This window comes from Streptomyces sp. NPDC060366, assembly GCF_042725135.1.
Lineage (GTDB): Bacteria > Actinomycetota > Actinomycetes > Streptomycetales > Streptomycetaceae > Streptomyces.
In genome coordinates this window covers 80711-102202 of the sequence record NZ_JBHXDC010000010.1, presented here as the reverse complement: position 1 = coordinate 102202, position 21492 = coordinate 80711, and the positions used below count along the sequence as shown (strand labels likewise).

Annotated in this window: 22 protein-coding genes; 10 read left to right on the top strand and 12 right to left on the bottom strand. The window is 71.9% G+C overall.

The features are described from left to right. Window positions 1-35: 35 nt before the first annotated feature. On the bottom strand, window positions 36-1466 hold the full coding sequence (locus ACFWHU_RS24030; RefSeq protein ID WP_387227023.1) for a dihydrolipoyl dehydrogenase family protein: 1431 nt from the start codon (window positions 1464-1466) through the stop codon (window positions 36-38). Between the two features lie 129 nt (window positions 1467-1595). On the opposite strand from ACFWHU_RS24030, the gene trxA reads away from it, so the two are divergent. After that, a complete protein-coding gene (gene trxA / locus ACFWHU_RS24025; protein WP_385800170.1) occupies window positions 1596-2021 on the top strand; it encodes a thioredoxin in 426 nt (141 codons plus the stop codon). 24 nt (window positions 2022-2045) lie between these two features. On the opposite strand, the gene ACFWHU_RS24020 is transcribed toward trxA, so the two are convergent. From ACFWHU_RS24020 to ACFWHU_RS24010, 3 genes are all read right to left on the bottom strand, one after another. Next, window positions 2046-3236, bottom strand: coding sequence for a thiolase family protein (locus ACFWHU_RS24020; protein WP_387227273.1), 1191 nt, complete (start codon window positions 3234-3236; stop codon window positions 2046-2048). Between the two features lie 135 nt (window positions 3237-3371). After that, entirely contained in the window at window positions 3372-3689 is a 318-nt protein-coding gene (locus ACFWHU_RS24015) for a hypothetical protein (RefSeq protein WP_385800169.1), read from the bottom strand. 53 nt (window positions 3690-3742) lie between these two features. Continuing rightward, window positions 3743-4852, bottom strand: coding sequence for a LacI family DNA-binding transcriptional regulator (locus ACFWHU_RS24010; protein ID WP_387227020.1), 1110 nt, complete (start codon window positions 4850-4852; stop codon window positions 3743-3745). Between the two features lie 102 nt (window positions 4853-4954). Between ACFWHU_RS24010 and ACFWHU_RS24005 the strand changes: the two genes are divergently transcribed. Together ACFWHU_RS24005 and ACFWHU_RS24000 are read left to right on the top strand one after the other, a co-directional pair. Continuing rightward, entirely contained in the window at window positions 4955-5662 is a 708-nt protein-coding gene (locus ACFWHU_RS24005) for an alpha/beta fold hydrolase (RefSeq protein ID WP_385800166.1), read from the top strand. A gap of 94 nt (window positions 5663-5756) precedes the next feature. Beyond that, a complete protein-coding gene (locus ACFWHU_RS24000) occupies window positions 5757-6230 on the top strand; it encodes a type II toxin-antitoxin system PemK/MazF family toxin (protein ID WP_385800164.1) in 474 nt (157 codons plus the stop codon). Here the strand turns inward: ACFWHU_RS24000 and ACFWHU_RS23995 are convergent. Beyond that, complete coding sequence (locus ACFWHU_RS23995; RefSeq protein WP_387227017.1) at window positions 6215-7156, bottom strand: TIGR02452 family protein; 942 nt, start codon at window positions 7154-7156, stop codon at window positions 6215-6217. The genes ACFWHU_RS24000 and ACFWHU_RS23995 overlap by 16 nt on opposite strands. A 163-nt stretch (window positions 7157-7319) precedes the next feature. Between ACFWHU_RS23995 and egtA the strand changes: the two genes are divergently transcribed. Genes egtA through egtD form a run of 4 tightly spaced genes read left to right on the top strand, consistent with a single transcriptional unit; the run spans window position 7320 to window position 11696 of the window. Next, entirely contained in the window at window positions 7320-8594 is a 1275-nt protein-coding gene (gene egtA, locus ACFWHU_RS23990; protein WP_385800160.1) for an ergothioneine biosynthesis glutamate--cysteine ligase EgtA, read from the top strand. Further along, window positions 8591-9982 carry an ergothioneine biosynthesis protein EgtB gene (gene egtB, locus ACFWHU_RS23985; RefSeq protein WP_387227015.1) on the top strand — a complete coding sequence of 464 codons (1392 nt, stop codon included), beginning with the start codon at window positions 8591-8593 and terminating at the stop codon, window positions 9980-9982. Before egtA ends, egtB begins: the two co-directional genes overlap by 4 nt. Next, window positions 9982-10737 (top strand): ergothioneine biosynthesis protein EgtC, encoded by a 756-nt coding sequence (gene egtC / locus ACFWHU_RS23980; protein ID WP_387227013.1) that lies wholly within the window; start codon window positions 9982-9984, stop codon window positions 10735-10737. The genes egtB and egtC overlap by 1 nt, the downstream gene beginning before the upstream one ends. Beyond that, window positions 10734-11696: an L-histidine N(alpha)-methyltransferase gene (gene egtD / locus ACFWHU_RS23975; RefSeq protein ID WP_385800154.1), complete on the top strand. Its 963-nt coding sequence runs from the start codon at window positions 10734-10736 to the stop codon at window positions 11694-11696. Before egtC ends, egtD begins: the two co-directional genes overlap by 4 nt. On the opposite strand, the gene ACFWHU_RS23970 is transcribed toward egtD, so the two are convergent. The 3 genes from ACFWHU_RS23970 to ACFWHU_RS23960 all read right to left on the bottom strand — a co-directional run bounded on the left by ACFWHU_RS23970 (window position 11591) and on the right by ACFWHU_RS23960 (window position 14831). Continuing rightward, a complete protein-coding gene (locus ACFWHU_RS23970; protein WP_387227010.1) occupies window positions 11591-12496 on the bottom strand; it encodes a lysophospholipid acyltransferase family protein in 906 nt (301 codons plus the stop codon). The genes egtD and ACFWHU_RS23970 overlap by 106 nt on opposite strands. After that, window positions 12493-13293 carry a GNAT family N-acetyltransferase gene (locus ACFWHU_RS23965; RefSeq protein WP_387227008.1) on the bottom strand — a complete coding sequence of 267 codons (801 nt, stop codon included), beginning with the start codon at window positions 13291-13293 and terminating at the stop codon, window positions 12493-12495. Before ACFWHU_RS23965 ends, ACFWHU_RS23970 begins: the two co-directional genes overlap by 4 nt. A 296-nt stretch (window positions 13294-13589) precedes the next feature. After that, on the bottom strand, window positions 13590-14831 hold the full coding sequence (locus tag ACFWHU_RS23960) for an extracellular solute-binding protein (RefSeq protein ID WP_385800148.1): 1242 nt from the start codon (window positions 14829-14831) through the stop codon (window positions 13590-13592). A gap of 238 nt (window positions 14832-15069) precedes the next feature. Here ACFWHU_RS23960 and ACFWHU_RS23955 point away from each other — a divergent pair, with 238 nt between their 5' ends. Then, window positions 15070-15294, top strand: coding sequence for a dodecin (locus ACFWHU_RS23955; protein WP_078073950.1), 225 nt, complete (start codon window positions 15070-15072; stop codon window positions 15292-15294). A 51-nt stretch (window positions 15295-15345) separates the two neighbouring features. On the opposite strand, the gene ACFWHU_RS23950 is transcribed toward ACFWHU_RS23955, so the two are convergent. Next, a complete protein-coding gene (locus ACFWHU_RS23950) occupies window positions 15346-15852 on the bottom strand; it encodes a hypothetical protein (RefSeq protein WP_387227006.1) in 507 nt (168 codons plus the stop codon). Between the two features lie 58 nt (window positions 15853-15910). Between ACFWHU_RS23950 and ACFWHU_RS23945 the strand changes: the two genes are divergently transcribed. After that, window positions 15911-16942 (top strand): LLM class flavin-dependent oxidoreductase, encoded by a 1032-nt coding sequence (locus ACFWHU_RS23945; protein WP_387227004.1) that lies wholly within the window; start codon window positions 15911-15913, stop codon window positions 16940-16942. 40 nt (window positions 16943-16982) lie between these two features. On the opposite strand, the gene ACFWHU_RS23940 is transcribed toward ACFWHU_RS23945, so the two are convergent. From ACFWHU_RS23940 to ACFWHU_RS23930, 3 genes are read right to left on the bottom strand one after another with little or no spacing between them, the layout of a single operon-like run. Beyond that, a complete protein-coding gene (locus ACFWHU_RS23940) occupies window positions 16983-17729 on the bottom strand; it encodes a succinate dehydrogenase/fumarate reductase iron-sulfur subunit (protein ID WP_387227002.1) in 747 nt (248 codons plus the stop codon). Then, the gene (locus tag ACFWHU_RS23935; RefSeq protein WP_385800140.1) at window positions 17726-19690 is read right to left on the bottom strand and encodes a fumarate reductase/succinate dehydrogenase flavoprotein subunit; all 1965 of its coding nucleotides are present in this window, start codon (window positions 19688-19690) and stop codon (window positions 17726-17728) included. The genes ACFWHU_RS23940 and ACFWHU_RS23935 overlap by 4 nt, the downstream gene beginning before the upstream one ends. Before the next feature lies 1 nt (window position 19691). After that, a complete protein-coding gene (locus ACFWHU_RS23930; RefSeq protein WP_381791615.1) occupies window positions 19692-20444 on the bottom strand; it encodes a succinate dehydrogenase cytochrome b subunit in 753 nt (250 codons plus the stop codon). Between the two features lie 95 nt (window positions 20445-20539). Between ACFWHU_RS23930 and ACFWHU_RS23925 the strand changes: the two genes are divergently transcribed. Beyond that, entirely contained in the window at window positions 20540-21475 is a 936-nt protein-coding gene (locus tag ACFWHU_RS23925) for a LysR family transcriptional regulator (protein WP_387226999.1), read from the top strand. Window positions 21476-21492: the final 17 nt, after the last annotated feature.

Below are 21492 nucleotides of genomic sequence, written 5' to 3'. Positions count from 1 at the left end.
CGGCGTCCCGTCGACGGTGGACACCGCGGTCGCCCTCAGGCGTCCCGGTACGCCTCCAGCAGCCGCAGCCAGACCTCGCTGATCGTCGGGTAGGACGGGACCGCGTGCCACAGGCGGGCGATCGGGACCTCGCCGGCGACCGCCACCGTGGCCGAGTGGAGCAGTTCGCCGACCCCGGGGCCCACGAAGGTCACCCCCCGCAGGATCTCGCTGTCCAGGTCCACGATCATCCGGGCGCGGCCCCGGTAGCCGTCCGCGTACAGGCTCGCGCCCGCGACATTGGCGATGTCGTAGTCGACCGCGCGGACCCGGTGGCCCGCCTCCTCGGCCTCCTTGAGGCTGAGGCCGACCGAGGCGGCCTCCGGCTCGCTGAAGACGACCTGGGGGACCGCGGCGTGGTCGGCCGTCGCCGCATGGGCTCCCCAGCGGTCGCTCTCCAGCAGGGGTACGCGCTGGGCCCTGGCCCCGATGGCGGCGCCCGCGATGCGGGCCTGGTACTTGCCCTGGTGGGTGAGGAGGGCGCGGTGGTTGACGTCGCCGACCGCGTACAGCCAGTCGCTGCCCTCGACCCGGCAGCTGTCGTCGACCGTCAGCCAGCCCGCCTTCAGCCCTACGGTGTCGAGTCCGATGTCCTGGGTGCGGGGCGCCCGGCCGGTCGCGAAGAGGATTTCGTCCGCCTCGATCCGCTCGCCGTTGTCGAGGACCACCGTGACGGGTCCGCTGCCGCCGTCGCGCTCGACCGAGGCGGCGGAGACGCCCATACGTACGGAGGCGCCCGCTTCCGTCAGTGAGTCGGTGACGAGCTCTCCCACGAAGGGCTCCATGCGGGGCAGCAGACCGTCGCCCCGTACGAGCAGCGTGACGTCCGAGCCGAATCCTTGGTAGGCGGTGGCCATCTCGACGCCGACCACTCCCCCGCCGACGACCACGAGCCGGTCGGGCACGCTCTGGGAGCTGGTCGCCTCGCGGCTCGTCCAGGGCTTGGCACCCGCCAGGCCCGGCAGGTCGGGCAGGATCGCGCTGGTGCCGGTGCAGACGGCGACCGCGTGGCGGGCGGTGAGGACCTGGACGCCGCCCTCGGGGTCGGTGACGGTCACCCGCTTCTCGCCGTCGAGCCGGCCGTGGCCCCGGTGGAGCACGGCGCCGATCGAGTCGAGCCAGGCGACCTGGCCGTCGTCCTTCCAGTGCGAGGTGTACTCGTCGCGGTGCGCGAGGACGGCCGGCACATCGAGCGGGCCCTGCACGGACGGGCTCAGACCGGGCACCCTGCGTGCCTCCGCGCGGGCGATCACCGGGCGCAGCAGGGCCTTGCTCGGCATGCACGCCCAGTAGGAGCACTCGCCGCCGACCAGCTCGCTCTCGACGACCGCCGCGCTCAGACCGGCGGCCCTGACCCGGTCGGCGACGTTCTCCCCGACCGGTCCCGCGCCCAGCACCACCACGTCGTACTCAATCGCTTCCGTCATGGGGCCAGTCTGGTGCGATGCCCGGCGCATGGCCACACGATCTTCGGGAATGGGCCAGGAATACGGCGGTGGTACGCACCGTTGTGCGAGGCGGCTTCATCCGGAGAGAACAGGAAGAGGTATCAGGTCATGGCCACTGTGGAACTCACCAAGGAGAACTTCGACCGGACGGTGTCGGAGAACGACTTCATCCTGATCGACTTCTGGGCTTCCTGGTGCGGTCCGTGCCGTCAGTTCGCCCCGGTGTACGAGCAGGCGTCCGAGCGCCACGACGACCTGGTCTTCGCCAAGGTCGACACCGAGGCGCAGCAGGAGCTGGCCGCGGCGTTCGAGATCCGTTCCATCCCGACCCTCATGATCGTCAGGGACAACGTCGCGGTCTTCGCCCAGCCCGGTGCGCTGCCCGAGACGGCCCTGGAGGACGTGATCGGGCAGGCACGCGCGCTCGACATGGAAGAGGTGCGCAAGTCGGTCGCCGAGGCGGAGGCCGCCGCGAAGGCGCAGGCCCCTGCGCCGGGCGACGGCACCGGATCCGGGACCGCCGCGAGCGCGTAGGGCAGGGGGCACAGGGCCCGCGCGTCAGCGTTCCAGTACGAGCGCGAGGCCCTGGCCGACACCGATGCACAGGGCGGCGAGACCGGTCCCCGAGCCCGCCGCCGCCAGTTGATGGGCGACGGACCCCGCGAGGCGCGCGCCGGAGGCACCCAGCGGGTGACCGATGGCGATCGCGCCGCCGCGCGGGTTCACGACGGCGGGATCCAGCTCGGGCCATTCGGCGAGGCAGCCCAACGACTGGGCGGCGAAAGCCTCGTTGAGTTCGAACGTGGTGAGATCGGCGAAGTCCCGGCCCGCCTTCGCCAGCGCACGGCGCACCGCCTCGACCGGGCCGAGGCCGAAGAGTTGCGGCTCGATGCCGGTGACGGCGGAGGCCCTGATCCGGGCGAGGGGTTCGCGGCCCGTCGCGCGCAGGCCCGCCTCGTCGACGATCAGCAGGGCGGCGGCGCCGTCGTTCAGCGGTGAGGCGTTGCCCGCCGTGACCGTCCCCTCGCCCTCCTTACGGAAGCTTGGCCTGAGCCTGCCGAGCGCTTCGAGGGAGGTGTTGTCGCGGACGCATTCGTCCCGTACGAGTTCCACTCCCGCGTACGGCACGACCTCCGCGTCGTACAGCCCCTCGCTCCACGCGCGGGCCGCCTTGCGGTGGCTCTCCAGCGCGAACGCGTCCTGTGCCTCCCTGGTGATCGCGTGTTTGTCGGCGACCAGTTCGGCGCCCTCGCCCAGCGGGACCGTCCATTCGGCGGGCATCGCCGGGTTGGTCATGCGCCAGCCGAGCGTCGTGGAGTGCAGTTGCTGGTGCCCGGCGGGAAAGGCGCGCTCGGGCTTCTGGAGCACCCAGGGAGCGCGCGACATGGACTCGACGCCTCCAGCCACGACGATCGACGCGTCGCCGAGCGCGACGGCGCGCGCCGCCTGGATGACCGCTTCGAGTCCCGAGCCGCAGAGCCGGTTGACGGTGACGCCGGGGACGGTCACGGGCAGCCCGGCGAGCAGCGCGGCCATTCGCGCCACGTCGCGGTTGTCCTCACCGGCGCCGTTGGCCGCGCCGAGCACCACGTCGTCGATCCTGGCCGGGTCGAGTTCCGGCGTACGGTCCACGAGCGCCCGCACGACATGGGCGGCGAGGTCGTCCGGCCGTACTGAGGAGAGCGCGCCGCCGAACTTCCCGATCGGCGTACGGACGGCGTCGACGACGTAGACGTCGCGAATGGTCATCGGATCGCTCATCGGGCTCTCTCCCCTTCGGTCAGCTGTTCGCTCGCGCACTCTTTCATGGGAGGGGCGCGGGGAGTCGAGGGGAGTGGCGGGGGCCCGGCCGGGAGTCCACGGGAGAACGTGCCGGCCGACCGGTCAACGCGTGCGAGGCTCCGCGACACCGGGTGTGTCCGGGCCGGCGGGGGCGTCGACGACGCGCGCCGACAGCCCGTAGTCCACCTCGTAGCCGTCGATCAGCAGACCTTCGACGGTGCGGGTCTCCGGGTCGATGTCCGCGACCATGCCGCCGCCCTCGTAGTGCGGGTAACCGGACTCACCGGTCTCCCCGGTCGCCTCCACGACGGCGGAGCGCAGGGCGGTCGCCGCGTCCGGCGGGCCGGTGCGGCCGGCGATGTGCTCCGGCACCAGCAGGATCTCGAAGCGCCGCGGGTATGGGTGCCAATGAGTGCTCATGCTGGTGACGCTAGACAACGCCCGGAGGCCCCGCATGTCGTCCAGGGGCCGTGTCAGGTCGACTCGCGCCGTACCGCCCGCGCCCCCATCAGATCGTGCCGCTCCGGTTCCCCGCCGGGATCGCGCACCACGCGGTCGACCAGGGCGGCCAGCCGCTGCCCGGTGACGAGGTCGATCCGCACGGTGGACAGGCGGGGCCGCAGCAGCCTGCCGAGAAGCAGGTCGTCGGCGCCGAGCACCGCCGTGTCGCCGGGGACGGCGACACCGGCGTCCTGGAACGCCCGCATCAGGAGCATCGCGTACTCGTCGTTGTAGGCGTAGACCGCGTCGAGGCCAAGGCCGTCCCAGCGGGCGGCGAGACGGGCCGCCGACTCCTCCGTGTAGGACAGCGGCAGCGGTTCGACGTGGCCGCCGGTGGACGACGCGGCGACGGCGGCGCGCGCGCCGGCGAGCCTGGGCTCCGAGAAGAGGTCGAGCCCCGGCTCCTCGGGCATCACCACCCCGATCCGGCTGCGCCCGCGCTCCAGCAGGTGCTCCACGGCGCAGCCGCCGATCTCGCGCTGGTTCATGACCAGGGCGTGCGCGCCCTCGACCCGCCGCGGGCCGAGCGTGATGACGGCTTTCGCGCCGGAGCGCTTGAGTATCTCCACCCCTTGGGGCGTGAGCGCGATCTCGCCGAGGGAGACGACGGCGACGGGGCGCAGTTCGGCCCAGGCGCGCGCCGCCTCGTCGCCGTCGAGGCCGAGGCTGCCGTACTGGACGACGGTGTAGTCCAACCGCCGCAGCGCCCACTGGAGTTCGTCGAGGAAGCGGCTGTAGAGGGGGCCGACGGGGACGTGCGCGGTGGGGAGCAGGACAATTCTGGTGTGTCCCGCGCGCAGGCTGCGCGCGGCGGCGTGGGGGACGTACGCCAGCTCCTCGGCGGCCTCGCGGACCTTGCGGCGGGTGGGTTCGCTGATCCGTACGGCGGAGGTGTTGTTGAGGACGTACGAGACGGTGGCCCGGGAGACTCCGGCCAGGCGGGCGACGTCGGCGCTGGTGGGGACGGGAGGGCCGGCGGTGCGGCGGGGACGTTCGGCGGGCGGTTCGGACCGCCGCGGGGAGGGCTGTGGGGACGACTGCGGGGAGGACTGTTCAGGTAACTGGCTCATCGCCCTCGGCATCTTTCCAGACGGCTCGCCGACGGGATCCGGGGCCTGTCGTCCGGAGGGATCACCACACTTCAAACGCGTCTCTCAACTCGGCTTCCTGAGAAGGGGATTGTCTTGCGACTGCACACCCACACCTGGGGCGAGGGCGACCGCGTCGCCCTCCTGATCCACGGCATCATGGCCGACCACCGGACATGGCGGCGGGTGGGCCCCGAACTGGCCGCGCGCGGACTGCGCGTGATCGCCGTCGATCTGCGCGGCCACGGTGCCAGCGGCCAAGGCCCGTACGGGCCGGGCGACTTCGCCGACGACCTCGTGGAGACGCTGCCCGCCGGTGCGGAGGTGGCGATCGGCCACTCCCTGGGCGGGATGGCGCTCGCGCTCGCGGTGGAGCGCCTGGCGCCGCGCCGCGCGGTCTACTGCGATCCGGCCTGGCATCTGCCGGGTCCGGCGGCGGGCGCCACCGAGAGCGAGGGACCCGCGCGGCTGGCGGCGGCCAAGACGCTCTCGCGCGGGGAGATATCCGCGCTCAATCCTCGTTGGGAGGATGTGGACGTGGATGTCGAGGTGGCGAGCCTCGCCGTGTGGGACGAGGGGACGGCGTACGGGATCGCCTCGGCGTTCGGCGCGGACCTGCGGCCCGCCCGGCCGGTGGTCCCCTCGCTGGTGACGACCGCCGATCCGAGCCCGATGGTCTCGCCCGCCGACGTGGCGGAGCTGCGTGCGCGGGGTTTCGAGGTCCGTGCGGTCGAGGGCGCGGGACACACGGCGCACCGTGACGATTTCGACGCGTTCATGGCCGCGTTGGAGGGCTGGATCTGAGACCGGGCCACACCGGGGCCGAGCGGGCGTCCGAGGAGGGTTCCGAGCCGCCCCGGTCGGCGGCCGGGGGCGCCGACGCTCTACCTTCGGTCGGATGAAGCCCTTCACCGAATCCGGCGCCCCCGACCACTCCCCCGACGCCGAACTCCCCGGCCGGAGCGGTCCCTCGGCCACCACCGAGGCCGAACCCCGTGACGTCGGGCCGGTACGCACCTCGTACGCGCCCGACAGGGACGGCGACCCCGATCCGGGCGAGATCGTCTGGACCTGGGTGCCTTACGAGGAGAACGACGGGCGCGGCAAGGACCGGCCGGTGCTCGTGGTGGCCCGCGAACCGGCCGGGACCCTGCTCGCCGTCCAGCTCTCCAGCAAGCGGCACGACCGCGACCACGAGTGGGTGCCGATCGGGGTCGGGCCGTGGGACCGGCGGGGGCGTGAGTCGTGGGTCGATCTGGACCGCGTGCTGCGCATCCACGACGAGGGCATGCGACGTGAGGCGTGCGCGCTGGACCGGGGACGGTTCGACCGGGTCGTGAGGCGGCTGCGGGAGCGTTACGGCTGGCGCTGAGCCGGCGCGCCGGAACGGGAGCCGGGGCCGGCGCCAGAACCGACATCGGGGCCGGCTCCCGGGGAATCGTCGGCGAACGTCCGGCGGAAGGCGGCCAGGGTGGCCGAATCAGCCGTCCGGTCGAGCACCGCGAAGACGACCTCGTCGAAGTGGCCGGCGAACCGGCCAGTCACCGCCCCCGCGCCCGTCCCGGCCCCCTCACCCGGCGGCCCGACCAGCAGCGCCCGGAACGCGCCGGCCACCCTCGCCGGGTCGTTGCGGAAAACCCCGCAGCCCCATGCCCCGAGCACCAGGCGCCGGTAGCCGCCCGCCACCGCGACCTCCAGGACCCGTTCGGCGCGGGAGTCGAGCGCGGCCGGAACGCGATGGCTCTCCTGGGGATGATCACGCGCGACGATCCCGGCGTTCGGCGCGGGCGAGGTGAGGAATCCGACCGTGAACGGGGTGTTCAGCAGCCGGCCCCGGTCGTCGCGGAAGACGGGGACGCCCGGCGAGTGGATCACGCGGTCGCTGTAGAAGGGGCTGCGCTCGGCCCGGTGGTGCGCGTAGTAGCCGGGGGCCCGCAGCAGGGTGACGTAGAGGGCGGAGGCCCGGCAGAGTGCCTCTTCCTGGGCCTGTGCTCCGTTCAGGTAGCCGCCGCCCGGGTTGCGCGCGGAGGCGAAGTTCAGGACGGCCACGGGGCCGGTCGATGCGGAGGTCATCCGGCGGGCGGCCTGGAGGCTGCTCTCACCGGTGACCTCGAATGATGTCGTACGGGAGGTGTCCGGGGTGACCGGCACGGGCTCCGGGCCGTACAGCCGGGTCCCTTCGGTGGCGGCCTCCAGCAGCGCGGCGAGCGGCACCCGGCGCCCGTCCTCGGCATGGTATCCGCCCGCCTCGACGATCTCCTCGGTGTGCTTCGCAATGCCCCGCAGCCGTGCGCTCATGACAGGCATCGTGCGTCAGGAAACACGCCCGGAGCAACCATGTTTTCCACCCGGAGGGGCACTCTTGTGCGGAGCGGCGGGAGTGGCCTTAGGTTGGACAAAGCGCTCCGCCCCGGACCCCGGGGCGGGGACCGGTCACGGTCTTCGACAGGAGGATCCGACCATGCCGTCGGACGAATTCGCAGCTGAGAGCCCGTCTCTCAACGAGGGCGACGCCGAGGCGCTGCTGCGCGGCATATGTTTCAAGACAGGGCCGCCCCGCATCGTCGGTGTCGAACTGGAATGGCTCGTTCACGATCTGTACGACCCCGAACTGCCCGTTCGGACCGCGCGTCTCGACAAGGCCTTCGGCGGCCTGCGGGACCTCCCCCTGCGATCGGCGCTGACGTTCGAACCGGGTGGCCAGCTGGAGCTCAGCTCGGCGCCCGCGCCCTCCCTGATGGAGTGTGTCGACTCCACAGCGGCGGACCTCGCCGCCGTACGCCGCGAACTGCGTACGGCCGGTCTCACGCTCACCGGCCTCGGACAGGATCCGTGGCACTCACCGGGCAGGCTCCTCCAGGAGCCGCGGTACGACGCGATGGAGACCTACCTCGACCGGATCGGCCCCTCGGGCCGCGCCATGATGCGTTCCTCCGCCTCCATCCAGGTCTGCCTCGACGCGGGGACCGAGGAGCCTGGCCCGCTCGGCTACGGCAGGCGCTGGCAGCTCGCCCATCTGCTGGGCGCGGTGCTGGTGGCCGCGTTCGCCAACTCGCCCGTCCAGGCCCGCCGTGCCACCGGCTGGCGTTCCACCCGGCAGGCGCTGTGGACGGACCTGGATCCGGCGCGTACCAAATCGCCCGACATGCGGCGGGAGCCGCGTCGCGCCTGGGCGGCGTACGCGCTGGACGCGCCGGTGATGTGCGTCCGGACGGCGGACGGTCCCTGGGACGTGCCCGAGGGGCTGAGTTTTCGTGAGTGGATCCGGTCGGGTCTGCCGCGCCCGCCGGTGCGAGCCGATCTCGACTACCACATCACCACCCTGTTCCCGCCGGTGCGTCCGCGCGGCCATCTGGAGCTGCGGATGATCGACGCCCAGCCGGGGGACGACGGCTGGATGGTGCCGCTGGCGGTGACCACCGCCCTGTTCGACGACCCCGAGGCCGCCGAGACGGTGTACCGCACCGTCAAATCGCTCGCCGAGACGGCGGGCCCCCTGCCCGCGCCGGGCAATCCGCTCTGGGTCACGGCGGCGCGGGACGGACTCGCCGACCCCGAGCTGCACGCGGCGGCGGTGGAGTGCTTCGCCGTCGCGCAGGAGGCGCTGCCCCGTACCGGTGCCACCGAGGCCGTACGGGAGGCCGTCGCGGCCTTCAACGAGCGGTACGTCGTGCCGGGCCGCTGCCCCGCCGACGACATGGACGTCCCCGTGACCGGGAAGGAGCTCCGCACATGACCGAGCACGCCGGGACACCGGCCGAGAGCGCGGACAGTGTCACCAAAGGTTCCGCCGACGGGATATCCGTCAGCGAGGACGTGGACGCGCTGCGGCGGCGGGCCGTCGACGCGCTGACCACCGCGCGCGAACGCACCGCGCTCCTCACCTCCTGCGTGGACGAGCCCGAACTGACCGCGCAGCACTCGCCGTTGATGTCTCCGCTGGTCTGGGACCTGGCCCATATCGGCAATCAGGAGGAGCAGTGGCTGCTCCGTACGGTCGGCGGCCGCGAGGCCGTCCGGCCGGAGATCGACTCCGTGTACGACGCCTTCGAGCATCCCAGGGCGCTGCGCCCCACGCTTCCGCTGCTCGCCCCGGCCGAGGCGCGCTCGTACGCCTCCGACATACGGGGCCGGGTCATGGACATCCTCGGCAGCAGTCCCCTGCGGGGCGGCCCGCTGCTGGACGCCGGGTTCGCCTTCGGGATGATCGCGCAGCACGAACAGCAGCACGACGAGACGATGCTGATCACCCATCAGCTGCGACGGGGTCCCGCCGCACTCACCGCGCCCGAGCCGCCGGCCCCCGATCCGGCCGACGCCGCGGACCTGCCGAGTGAAATCCTCGTGCCGGCCGGGCAGTTCTCGATGGGCACCTCGGCCGAACCGTGGGCGCTGGACAACGAACGGCCCGCGCACCACCGGCTCGTGCCCGCGTTCCACCTGGACACCGTGCCGGTGACCAACGGCGACTATCTGCGCTTCATCGAGGACGGCGGCTATACGGACGAGCGCTGGTGGGCCCCGGAGGGCTGGGCACAGATCCGTGAACACTCCATCGCCGCACCGCTGTTCTGGCGGCGCGAGGCGGGGCAGTGGCTGCGCCGCCGGTTCGGGGTGGTCGAGCCCGTGCCCGCCGACGAGCCGGTGCTGCACGTCAGCTGGTACGAGGCTGACGCGTACGCCCGCTGGGCGGGGCGGCGGCTGCCGACGGAGGAGGAGTGGGAGAAGGCGGCCCGGCACGACCCGGCCACCGGCCGCTCCCGGCGCCATCCGTGGGGCGACGAGGATCCGACCCCCGAGCACGCCAACCTCGGCCAGCGCCATCTGCGGCCGGCGCCCGCCGGGAGCTATCCGCTGGGCGCGTCGCCGCTGGGCGTACGGCAGTTGATCGGCGACGTGTGGGAGTGGACGTCGAGCGACTTCCTGCCCTATCCGGGCTTCGTCTCCTTCCCCTACCGGGAGTACTCCGAGGTGTTCTTCGGCGGTGCGCACAAGGTGCTGCGCGGTGGCTCGTTCGCCGTGGACCAGGTGGCGTGCCGCGGCACCTTCCGCAACTGGGACCTGCCGGTGCGCCGGCAGATCTTCGCCGGTTTCCGTACCGCGCGTACCGCCGGAGACATGTGATGTGCCGTCATATCGCTTACGTGGGGGTGCCGATGGCGCTCCGCGAGGTGCTGATCAGCCCCGAGTACGCGCTGTACCGGCAGTCCTGGGAGCCGCGCAGGCAGCGGTACGGGACGGTCAACGCCGATGGTTTCGGGGTGGGTTGGTACGCGGACGGGGACCCGGTGCCCGCGCGCTACCGCCGTACGGGGCCGATCTGGGGCGATCAGAGCGTGGTCGACCTGGCCAGGGCGGTCCGCAGTGGTGCGGTGCTCGCGGCCGTGCGGGACGCCACCGAATCGGGCTCGGACGGTGAGGCCGCGGCGGCGCCGTTCGCCTCCGGGCCGTGGCTGTTCAGCCACAACGGCGCGGTGCGCGGCTGGCCGTCGAGCCTGGCGCCACTGGCCGCCGCCCTCTCCGCCGCCGAACTGCTTTCGCTGGACGCCCGCACCGACTCGGCGCTCGTGTGGGCGCTGGTGCTGCACCGGCTGCGGGACGGTGACGGAATGGGCCAGGCCCTGTCCGACACGGTCGTCGAGGTGGCCGGGGCGGCGCCCGACTCCCGGCTGAACCTGCTGCTCACGGACGGTGCCACGATCACCGCGACCGCCTGGGGCGACACGCTCTGGTATCTCACCGAGCCCGGCCGGGGCACCGTCGTCGCCTCGGAGCCGTACGACGACGACCCGCGCTGGTGCGAGGTCCCCGACCACACCCTGCTGGCGGCGACCCGCGCCGACGTCCTGCTCACTCCCCTCAAGGAGCCACCCTCGTGAGCCCGTACCTGCTGACCCGCACCCTGCCCGAGGACGCCACCGACGCCGCGCTGCGCGCCGATGTGCTGCACGGGCTGACCCGCAGCCCCAAGTCCCTGCCGCCCAAGTGGTTCTACGACGCCAGGGGCAGTGAGCTCTTCGAGGAGATCACCGCGCTCGACGAGTACTACCCGACCCGCGCCGAGCGGGAGATCCTGCTCGCCCGCGCGCCCGAGATCGCGGCAGCGACGGGGGCCCGCACCCTGGTCGAACTGGGCTCGGGGTCCTCGGAGAAGACCCGGCACCTGCTGGACGCGCTGCCGCTGCTGCGCGGTTACGTACCGGTGGACGTGAGCGAGAGCGCGCTCACCGGCGCCGCCGATTCGCTGCTCGCCGAGCGGCCGGACCTCCAGGTGCACGCGCTGATCGCCGACTTCACCAAGGACATGGAGCTGCCCGCGATGCCGGGGCCGCTGCTGATCGCGTTCCTCGGCGGGACGATCGGCAATCTGCTCCCCGAGGAGCGCGCCGAGTTCCTCGCGGCCGTGCGCACGCTGCTGGCGCCCGGCGACGCGCTGCTCCTCGGGACGGACCTGGTGAAGGACGAGTCCGTACTGGTCAGGGCCTATGACGACGCGTCAGGTGTGACGGCCGCCTTCAACAAAAACGTTTTGGCTGTCGTCGACCGCGAGTTGGGCGCCGACTTCGACCCGGCGGACTTCGACCATGTGGCGCGCTGGGACGGTGAACAGCAGTGGATCGAGATGCGGCTGAGGGCGCGCCGGGCCCTGACCGTGAAGATTCCCGAGCTGGATCTGGTGATCACCTTCGAGGCGGGTGAGGAGCTGCGTACGGAAGTGTCGGCGAAGTTCACTCAGGACCGGGTCCGCACCGAACTGGCCGGTGCGGGGATGAAGTTGACGAACTGGTGGACCGACGAGGCCGGCCGGTTCGCGCTGTCGCTGGCGACGGCGGTCTGAGCGGCGCGGGCCAGCGAGCGGCGGTCCGCGTGGCGCGCGGCGGGGATCAGGGGCAGTACCTCGATCTCCGCCGTGAGCCCGCGGGCCAGCACGATCCGCCACAGTGAGACGGCGAGCGGGTCGTCGCCGACGAAGGCCGCGGGACCCAGCGGGCGGTAGCCGATCCGTACGGGACGGACGGGCGCCCCCGCGTCCAGCGCGGCCTGGAACACGGCCGCGGTGAAGCGTCCCTGGTCCCGGCCGCACCAGGTACTGCCCTCGGGAAAGACGATCACGCGGGATCCCGCGCGCAGGGCGTCACGGACGTCTCGTACGGTGTCCGGCAGCGCGCGGAGCCGGTCGCGCTCCACGAACAGCGTGCCGCCGTACGCCGCGACGGCGCCGAGGACGGGCCAGCGCCGGATGTCGCTCTTGGCCAGCACCCGCCCCGGGAACAGGGTCGCGACGAGCGGGATGTCCAGCCAGGAGATGTGGTTGGCGACGACGAGCACCCCGCCCGGCGTGTCGGGCAGCGGCGTCCCCGGCACCGGCGTGTCGGACATCGCCGGGTGAGACGCGCCGTCGGTCCGGATACGCAGCCCGAAGGCCCGGATCACCGTACGCGTCCAGCCTCTGGTCAGCCGGTCGCGCCGCCCGGCGCCGAGCAGGGCGACCGGCGGGACGAGCAGGATCCCGGCGATCACGGTGACGACACCGGCCAGCAGCCGCGCGGACGCGGCGACCGTGCCCCGGCGCAGGGAGTCCGTCCGGGGCGCGCAGAGTTGCGGGGTGCAGGGCGCCGTGGGCAGCCAGGCGCTCATCGCGCGGGGGCGAGCGAGAGGAAGTGCCGCAGATAGCGGGGGTTGGTGCGGCGCAGGGACAGCAGGACGTACAGGTCGGCGACGCCGAACTCCGGGTCGTGCGCGGGCGCGCCGCAGACCCAGGCACCGAGCCGCAGATAGCCGCGGAGCAGCGCGGGCAGTTCGGTGCGGGCGGCCGGGACGGTGGTGCTGTCCGGGGTCCAGAGACGGTGCGGGGTGACCCAGTACTCCTCGGGCGCGAGGTTGCGGTCCTTGACGGTGTTCCAGGTCGCCGAGGCGAGGGAGCCGCCGTCGCCCAGCGGGAGGGAGCAGCAGCCGGCCATCCAGTTGTGGCCGGTGCGGGTCATGTAGCGGGCGAGCCCGGCCCAGATCAGGGCGATGACGGCGCCGTTGCGGTGCAGGGGGTGGACGCAGGAGCGGCCGACCTCCACGAGGTCGTCGCGTATGTGGTCGAGACGACGGAGGTCGAACTCGCTCTCTGAGTAGAGCCGTCCGGCGGCACGGGCGCGGTCGGGCGGCAGCAGCCGGTACGTCCCCACGACCTCGCCGGTCTCGGCCTCGCGTACCAGCAGGTGGTCGCAGTAGGAGTCGAAGTCGTCGCCGTCGAGGCCGGGTTCGGGCCCGTCGACGAGGGCGCCCATCTCACCGGCGAAGACCATGTAGCGCAGGCGCTGGGCCGCGCGTACGTCCTCCTGGTCGCGGGCGAGGGAGACGAGATAGCGCTGGTCGGGGACGGAGGCGGGGAGAGGGAGCTGGGTGGGGAGGGTGTCGGGGATGACGGCAGGTGAGGCGGACATGACGGTCTCCTGTGCCGGACGGAGGAACGAGCGGTACGGGGGACGCCGCAGGCCCTGTCCGGCGGACAGGACCTGGGCGTCCCGGCACCTTGTTTCTTCCGTGTCCGGCTGGATTCGACATGACAGCCCGGCGGAGCGGGGATGTGGGACGGCTGAATGGCCGGAACTGGCGGGTAAGGCGTTGGCAAAGTGCCTGTACCCGCCCGCCCGGTGGGTCGACAGCCCACCGGCCCGGTGGCCTGCCGACCAGTCGGCCTCGCCGGTCCGGTTCGTCCCCGACCGCCGCCGCGCGCGAGCTACCGCAGCGCCGCCGAGATCTTCGCGTCCGCCGCCGCCGCGGCCGTCTTCGGGTCCTCACCCTGGAGGACGGCCGTCATGTACGCCTTGATCGGGTTGTCCAGCTCGACGTTGGCCCACTTCGGCGAGTTGGGCGTCGCGCGCCCCTCCGCCGCGCCCGCCGCCATCGCGGCCGTGGCCTCCTGCCCTTCGATGACGTCCGCGAGCGTCGTCTTGTTCGGCACGTAGCTCATCGTCTTGGCCAGATCCGTCTGCCACTTCTCGCCCGCGAGCGCCTTGACCACCTCGACCGCCGCCGACCGGTGCGAGGAGTTCTTGGGGACGATGAGGTCGGAGCCGCCGGTGAAGACCGCGCCGGGTGCCTCTGCGGTCTTGCCGGGGACCGGGAAGAAGCCGAGCTTGCCCTTGAGGTCCGGGTTCTTCTCCTCGATCTGGACGGCGGAGTTGGGGGTGTCGATGATCTGCGCGATGTCGCCCTTCGCGAACTCACCCTCCTGCTCCGGGGTGACCTCGTCGGAGTCCTTCGGGCCGTCGCCGAGCGCCTGCAACTCCTTGTAGAACTTCATGCCCCTGATCGCCTCGGGGGTGTCGAGCCTGCCTTCCCACTCGCCGCCCGACTCGACCGCCAGTTCACCGTCCTCGTCCCAGATGAAGCCGGAGAGGGTGTACCAGTCCTGACCGGCCAGATAGATGCCCTGTTGGGCCCCCTGGTCGAGCCGGTCCGTGATGTCCAGCCACTCGGCGCGGGTCCTGGGCAGTTCGTCGATGCCGGCCTCCGCGAAGAGGTCCTTGTTGTAGATGACGACGCGGTTGGCGGCGTACCAAGGTATGCCGAACTGCGAGCCGTTGATGCTCCCCGGCTCGGCGAGGCCGGGCAGCCACTCCTCGCTCCCCAGGTCCCTCACGGACTCCAGCGTGAGGTCCCGCAGGCCGTTGCTCTCCGCGTACTGCGCGACCTGGGTGTTGCCGACCTCGATGATGTCCGGCGAGTCGTCGGACTCCAGCGCGGCCATCACCTTCTTGCCGATCCCGGTCCACTCCTGGATCTCGACCTCCAGCTCGACCGAGGGGTTCTCCTTCTCGTACGCCTCGGTGAACCGGTCCAGGTACGCGGCGGAGACGCTGTCCTTCATGAGCCAGATGGTGATGACCTTGTCGTCGCCGCCGGGGAGCATCCCGCATCCCACGAGTGCTAGGGAGGACGCGAACACGGCGGAACCGACAAGGAAGCGGTTTTTCACGTAGGTCACCTTCTGGCATGCGGCAGATAAGAGTGAAACCCGACGTGGGGGGAGCAACCGGTGCTCGCACGGGCATTGGCGCGATTTTGGTATGGACCAGGGGACCGGTCAAGCCCCGCGCCCGCGCCCGAGGCCTCCGGTGCGCCCTCCGCGGCGCCTTCTCCTGCCGCGCGCGGCGCCTCGCGGTGGGGCACGGTGGAGTGAGACCGCGACCGGCGCGGAGAGGAGAACGACCCCCATGAGCAACCACACCTACCGGGTCACCGAGATCTACGGCACCTCCGAGGCGGGCGTCGACGAGGCCATCCGTAACGGAATCGGCCGGGCGTCCCAGACCCTCCGCGGGCTCGACTGGTTCGAGGTGACGCAGGTCCGCGGCCATATCGTCGACGGGCAGATCGAGCACTACCAGGTCGGGCTCAAGGTCGGCTTCCGCCTGGAGGACGGCGACACGGCGGGCTGACTCCGGAGCCGTACCGCCTCCACGGTGCGACGCCCTCGACGGCGGGGCGTCTCAGGTGCGCCCCTCGCGCTCCTGCCCGTCCTTCAGCGCCTGTGACGTGCTCGCCCAGCGGGCGCGTACGACCCGGAACCCGGCACGCTCCACGGCGTCGCACACCAGCTCGTCGTCGTCCACGAGCACCCGGATCTCGCGCTTCGCGGCCAGCGCGCGCAACCGTTCCACCTTGGTGGTCCTGGCGGGCCGCCGGTCGTCGTTGCGGCGCATGAACACCCGGCCGTCCGGCAGACCGTTCGCCCGCAGCCAGGTCAGTGTGGACTCGCGGCAGCGCTCGGGACGGCCGGTCAGATACACGACCTCGCACTCCTCGGCGCTCTTGAGGACCAGCGCCACCCCCTCCGGCAGCGGTGTGTCCTGACCCGCCGCGCCGAAGAAGCCGGCCCAGTCCTTCGGCCTGCGCTCCAGGAAGTGCTGGCGGTGCGCGGTCTCGGCGAGCGTCCCGTCCAGATCGAATACGGCCAGTGGTCTGCTGTGGCCCGTCGTACGCCTGTTGTCCGTCACACGCCCAGCCTAGAGAGCGGCCCGGGAATCCTGGCGCCGCGTCACTGTTGAACCAGACGTGAGCTCAGTGATCGCGAACACCCGATTCTCCGTACTCGACCGGTCCCGCACCCGTGAGGGCCAGGACGCCCCCGAGGCGCTGCGCGACACCGTGCGCCTCGCGGGGCGGCTGGAGGCGCTCGGCTACCACCGGTTCTGGGTCTCCGAGCACCACAGCGTGCTGGGTGTCGCGGGCTCGGCGCCCACGGTCCTGGCGGCGGCCGTGGCCGCCGCGACCTCCACGATCCGCGTCGGTACGGGCGGGGTGATGCTGCCCAACCACCGGCCGCTCGTCGTGGCCGAGCAGTTCGGGGTGCTGGAGTCGCTGTTCCCCGGCCGGATCGACATGGGCCTCGGCCGCTCGGTCGGCTTCACGGACGGAATCCGCCGGGCGCTCGGCAAGGACAAACGAGCCGTCCAAAACCCCGAGGACTTCGCCGGGCAGATCGAGGAACTCCTCGGCTGGTTCACCGGCGACCAGGACCTCTTCCCGCAGGTCCATGCCCTGCCCGCCGAGGGCCTGCGGCCCGCGCCGTTCGTCCTGGCCATGGGCGAGGGCGCGGACATCGCCGCGGCGGCCGGTCTGCCCGTGGTCGTGGGCGACCTGCGCGGCCGCGAGCGCATGCTGCGGGCCGTGGAACGCTATCGCGACGGCTTCCGCCCGTCCGCCTGGTCGGACCGGCCGCACGTGATCATCGCGGGAACGGTGGCGGTCGCCCCGAGCGAGGATGAGGCGCGCCGGCTGCTGATACCCGAGGCGTGGTCGATGGCCCACTCCCGCACCCGCGGCGTCTTCCCGCCACTGGCTCCGGCAGAGCGGATCGAGACGCTGACGATGACCGCGAAGGAGCGGGAGTTCTACGAGTCGGGGCTGCGCGGCCATGTCCAGGGCACCGAGGAACAGGTCGCCGACGCCCTGGAGTCGGTGATCAGGGAGAGCGCCGCCGACGAGGTACTGGTGACGACCAGTACGTACGACCGCGACGCCCTCCTGGACTCGTTCACGCGCCTGGCACGGATCGCGGGTCTCGGTGCGGGCACCGGGAGTTGAGGCGTGCCAGGCGCAGGACGTACCCCTCGAAGGACAGGACCTACCGCGCCACCTTGCGGGTCGCGCGCAGCCACTCCTTGTTCATCGCCGTGATCGACGGGAGCGGGATGCCCTTCGGGCAGGCCGTCGCGCACTCGCCGGCCAGGGTGCAGCCGCCGAAGCCCTCCTCGTCCATGGTCGCGACCATGTCCAGGACACGGGTCTCGCGCTCCGGGGCGCCCTGGGGCAGCACGTTGAGGTGGTTGATCTTGGCCGAGGTGAAGAGCATCGCCGAGCCGTTGGGGCAGGCGGCCACGCACGCGCCGCAGCCGATGCACTCGGCGTGCTCGAACGCGAAGTCGGCGTCCGCCTTGGGCACGGGCGTGGCGTGGGCCTCGGGGGCGGAGCCGGTGGGGGCGCTGATGTAGCCGCCGGACCCGATGATCCGGTCGAAGGCCGACCGGTCCACGACCAGGTCCTTGACCACGGGGAACGCCCCGGCCCGCCACGGCTCGACGTCGATCGTGTCGCCGTCGGTGAAGTGCCGCATGTGGAGCTGGCAGGTGGTGGTGCGTTCCGGGCCGTGGGCGTCGCCGTTGATGACGACGCCGCAGGCGCCGCAGATGCCTTCGCGGCAGTCGTGGTCGAAGGCGACCGGGTCGTCGCCGTCGAGGATCAGCCGCTCGTTGAGCAAGTCGAGCATCTCCAGGAACGACATGTCCTCGGAGATGCCGTCGATGTCGTACGTGACCATGGCGCCGGTGGCGTCGGCGGCGCTCTGCCGCCAGACGCGCAGGGTGAGCCTCATGCGTAGCTCCGCTGGGTGGGGTGGACGTACTCGAAGACGAGGTCTTCCTTGTGCAGGACGGGCGCGGTGCCGGTGGCGGTGAACTCCCAGGCCGCCGCGTACGAGAAGGCGTCGTCGTGCCGTTCCGCCTCGCCGCCGTCGGTCTGGGACTCCTCGCGGAAGTGGCCGCCGCAGGACTCGGCGCGGTGCAGCGCGTCGAGGCACATCAGCTCGGCGAGTTCCAGGTAGTCGACGATGCGGTTGGCCTTCTCCAGCGACTGGTTGAACTCCTCGCCGGTGCCCGGCACCTTGATCCGGCGCCAGAACTCCTCGCGGATCTGCGGAATGCGGTCGAGCGCCTTGCGCAGTCCGATCTCGCTGCGGGCCATCCCGCAGTGCTCCCAGAGCAGTTCGCCGATCTCGCGGTGGAAGGAGTCGGGGGTGCGGTCACCGTCGACGGCGAGCAGCAGGCGCAGCCGGTCCTCGGTCTCGGCGACGGCCTCGGCGACCGCCGGGTGGTCGTCACCGATCTCGGCCTGGTGCGGGTTACGGGCCAGGTAGTCGTTGATGGTCGAGGGCAGCACGAAGTAGCCGTCGGCGAGGCCCTGCATCAGGGCGGAGGCGCCGAGCCGGTTGGCGCCGTGGTCGGAGAAGTTGGCCTCGCCGATCGCGAACAGTCCGGGCACGGTGGTCTGGAGGTCGTAGTCGACCCAGAGTCCGCCCATCGTGTAGTGGATCGCCGGGTAGATGCGCATCGGCACCTGGTAGGGGTCCTCGGCGGTGATGCGCTCGTACATCTCGAAGAGGTTGCCGTACTTCTCCTCGACCGCCTTGCGGCCGAGGCGGCGGATCGCGTCGGCGAAGTCGAGGTAGACGCCCTGGCCGCCTGGGCCGACGCCACGGCCCTCGTCGCAGACGTTCTTCGCGGCGCGCGACGCGATGTCGCGCGGGACGAGGTTGCCGAAGGAGGGGTAGATCCGCTCCAGGTAGTAGTCGCGCTCGTCCTCGGGGATCTCGGCGGGCGGGCGGGTGTCACCGTGCGCCTTCGGGACCCAGATGCGGCCGTCGTTGCGCAGCGACTCGCTCATGAGGGTGAGTTTGGACTGGTGGTCGCCGGAGCGCGGGATGCAGGTGGGGTGGATCTGGGTGAAGCAGGGGTTGGCGAAGTGCGCGCCGCGCCGGTGGGCGCGCCAGACGGCGGTGGCGTTGCTGTTCTTGGCGTTGGTCGACAGGTAGAAGACGTTGCCGTAGCCGCCGGACGCGAGGACGACGGCGTCGGCGAAGTGGGTCGAGACCTTGCCGGAGATCAGGTCGCGGGCGACGATGCCGCGGGCCCGGCCGTCGACGACGATCAGGTCGAGCATCTCGGTGCGCGGGTGCATCTCGACGGTGCCGGCGGCGATCTGCCGGGACAGCGCCTGGTAGGCGCCGAGCAGCAGTTGCTGGCCGGTCTGGCCGCGGGCGTAGAAGGTGCGGGAGACCTGGACGCCGCCGAAGGAGCGGGTGTCGAGGAGACCGCCGTACTCGCGGGCGAAGGGCACGCCCTGGGCGACGCACTGGTCGATGATCTCGACGGAGATCTGGGCGAGCCGGTGGACGTTGGACTCGCGGGCCCTGAAGTCGCCGCCCTTGACGGTGTCGTAGAAGAGGCGGTGGATGGAGTCGCCGTCGTTGCGGTAGTTCTTGGCGGCGTTGATGCCGCCCTGGGCGGCGATGGAGTGGGCGCGGCGCGGTGAGTCCTGGTAGCAGAACTGGACGACGTGGTAGCCCTGTTCGGCGAGCGTGGCGCCGGCGGCGCCGCCGGCGAGTCCGGTGCCGACGACGATGACGGTGTGCTTGCGGCGGTTGGCCGGGTTGACCAGCTTGGCCTCGAAGCGGCGGGTGTCCCAGCGCTCGGCGACGGGCCCGTCCGGGGCCTTGGTGTCGGCGAGGGGTTCGCCGGTCGTGTAGTCGGTGTACGTGGGCGGGAGGAGGTCGTCCATGTCAGCTCACCACTCCGGTCATGACGCCTACGGGCAGGGAGATGAAGCCGACGGTCAGCACCAGCGCGAGGCCGTTGGCCATGATCTTCAGTACGCGGTCACGGGTGGCGCTGCCCATGCCGAGGGTCTGTGCGGCGCTCCAGAAGCCGTGCCGGACGTGCATGCCGACGGCGAGCATCGCGGTGATGTAGATGACGTTGCCGTACCAGGTGGAGAAGGTGGCGACGACGTTCTCGTACGGGTGGCCCGGCTGCGCGTTCTCGTTGACGGTGAGCGTCGTGAGGTCGAGCAGGTGCCAGACGATGAACAGCGCCAGGATGATCCCGCCCCAGCGCATGGTGCGCGTGGCGTAGCTGGCGCGGCGGCGCTTGTGCACGTAGGCGGTGGGGCGGGCGGCGATGTCGCGGCGGCTGAGCTGGTACGCGCAGACGCCGTGCAGGACGACGGCGGCGAGCAGCACGACGCGCACGATCCACAGGGCCCATTCGTGGTGCAGGACGGGCGCGCCCATGGTCCGCAGCCAGTGTCCGTACTCGTTGAACTCACCGGGACCGAAGAAGATCTTCAGGTTGCCCAGCAGATGCGCGACGAGGTAGCCGAGCAGGATCAGGCCGCTGACGGCCATGACGGCCTTCTTGCCGACCGTGGAGCCCCAGAGGGTGCCGAGCACCGAGGGCCGTTTGCCGGGGCGCCCGCCGCCCGGCGCGCCGGCTTTCCGGTCCGCCCGTTTGTCCGTACGTGTTGCCAGAGCCATGACACGCACGGTAGGGCTGGGGGTACCGAGAGGTCCAAGACATGGTTCGGCTCATATCCATAGGCTGTGCCTATCGTGGTGCCTATTATGGCCGGATGCAGTTCCAGCAGCTCGTCTATTTCGTCGCCGTCGCGGAGACCCTGCACTTCACCAGGGCCGCCGAGCGGGTGCATGTCTCTCAGCCCTCGCTCTCCCAGCAGATCCGGGCCCTGGAGAAGGAGCTGGGCGCCGAGCTGTTCGGCCGGGCGCGGGGCAATGTCGCGCTCACCGACGCGGGCGAGGCCCTGCTGCCGACAGCCCGGCGGATCCTCGCCGACGCGGAGACCGCGCGTCACGAGGTGCAGGAGCTGGTCCAGCTCCGGCGCGGCCGGGTACGGCTCGGCGCGCCGCCGAGCCTCTGTACGGGTCTGCTGCCCGAGGTCCTGCGCGAGTTCCACGACCGGCACCCGGGCATCGAGCTGCTGATCGAGGAGAGCGGTTCGCACGACCTCGTACGCGAACTGGCGCGCGGCGCCCTGGACTTCGCCCTGGTGGTCCTCCCGCTGCCGACCCCGTCACCGGCTCTGACGACGGTCGAGCTGCTGCACGAGGACCTGGTCGTGGTCTCGTCGGCGGCGGCGCCCGGACCGCGCCGGCCGGTGCGGATCTCCGATCTCCGCAGTGAGCAGCTGGTGATGTTCCGGCACGGCTACGACCTGCGGGAACTGACCGTGGCCGCCTGCCGGGCCGAGGGGTTCGAGCCGACGTTCACCGTCGAGGGCGGCGAGATGGACGCCGTGCTCGGTTTCGTACGCGCCGGTCTCGGGGTGGCGGTGGTGCCGAGCATGGTGGCGCAGCAGGCGGGGCGCGATCTGCGGGTGACACCGCTGGCGCCGCCGGGGCTGCGCCGTACGATCGCGCTCGCTCACCGCAGCGACGTCGCGCCCCCGCGCGCCGCGCGCGAACTCCAGAAGGTGCTGTTCAGCACGCGGGCGCGGAGCAGTACGGGTGGCGAGGGCCGTACCGCGGAGCCGGGCACGCGACGCGCGTAGCGGAGCGGGCGGCCGGT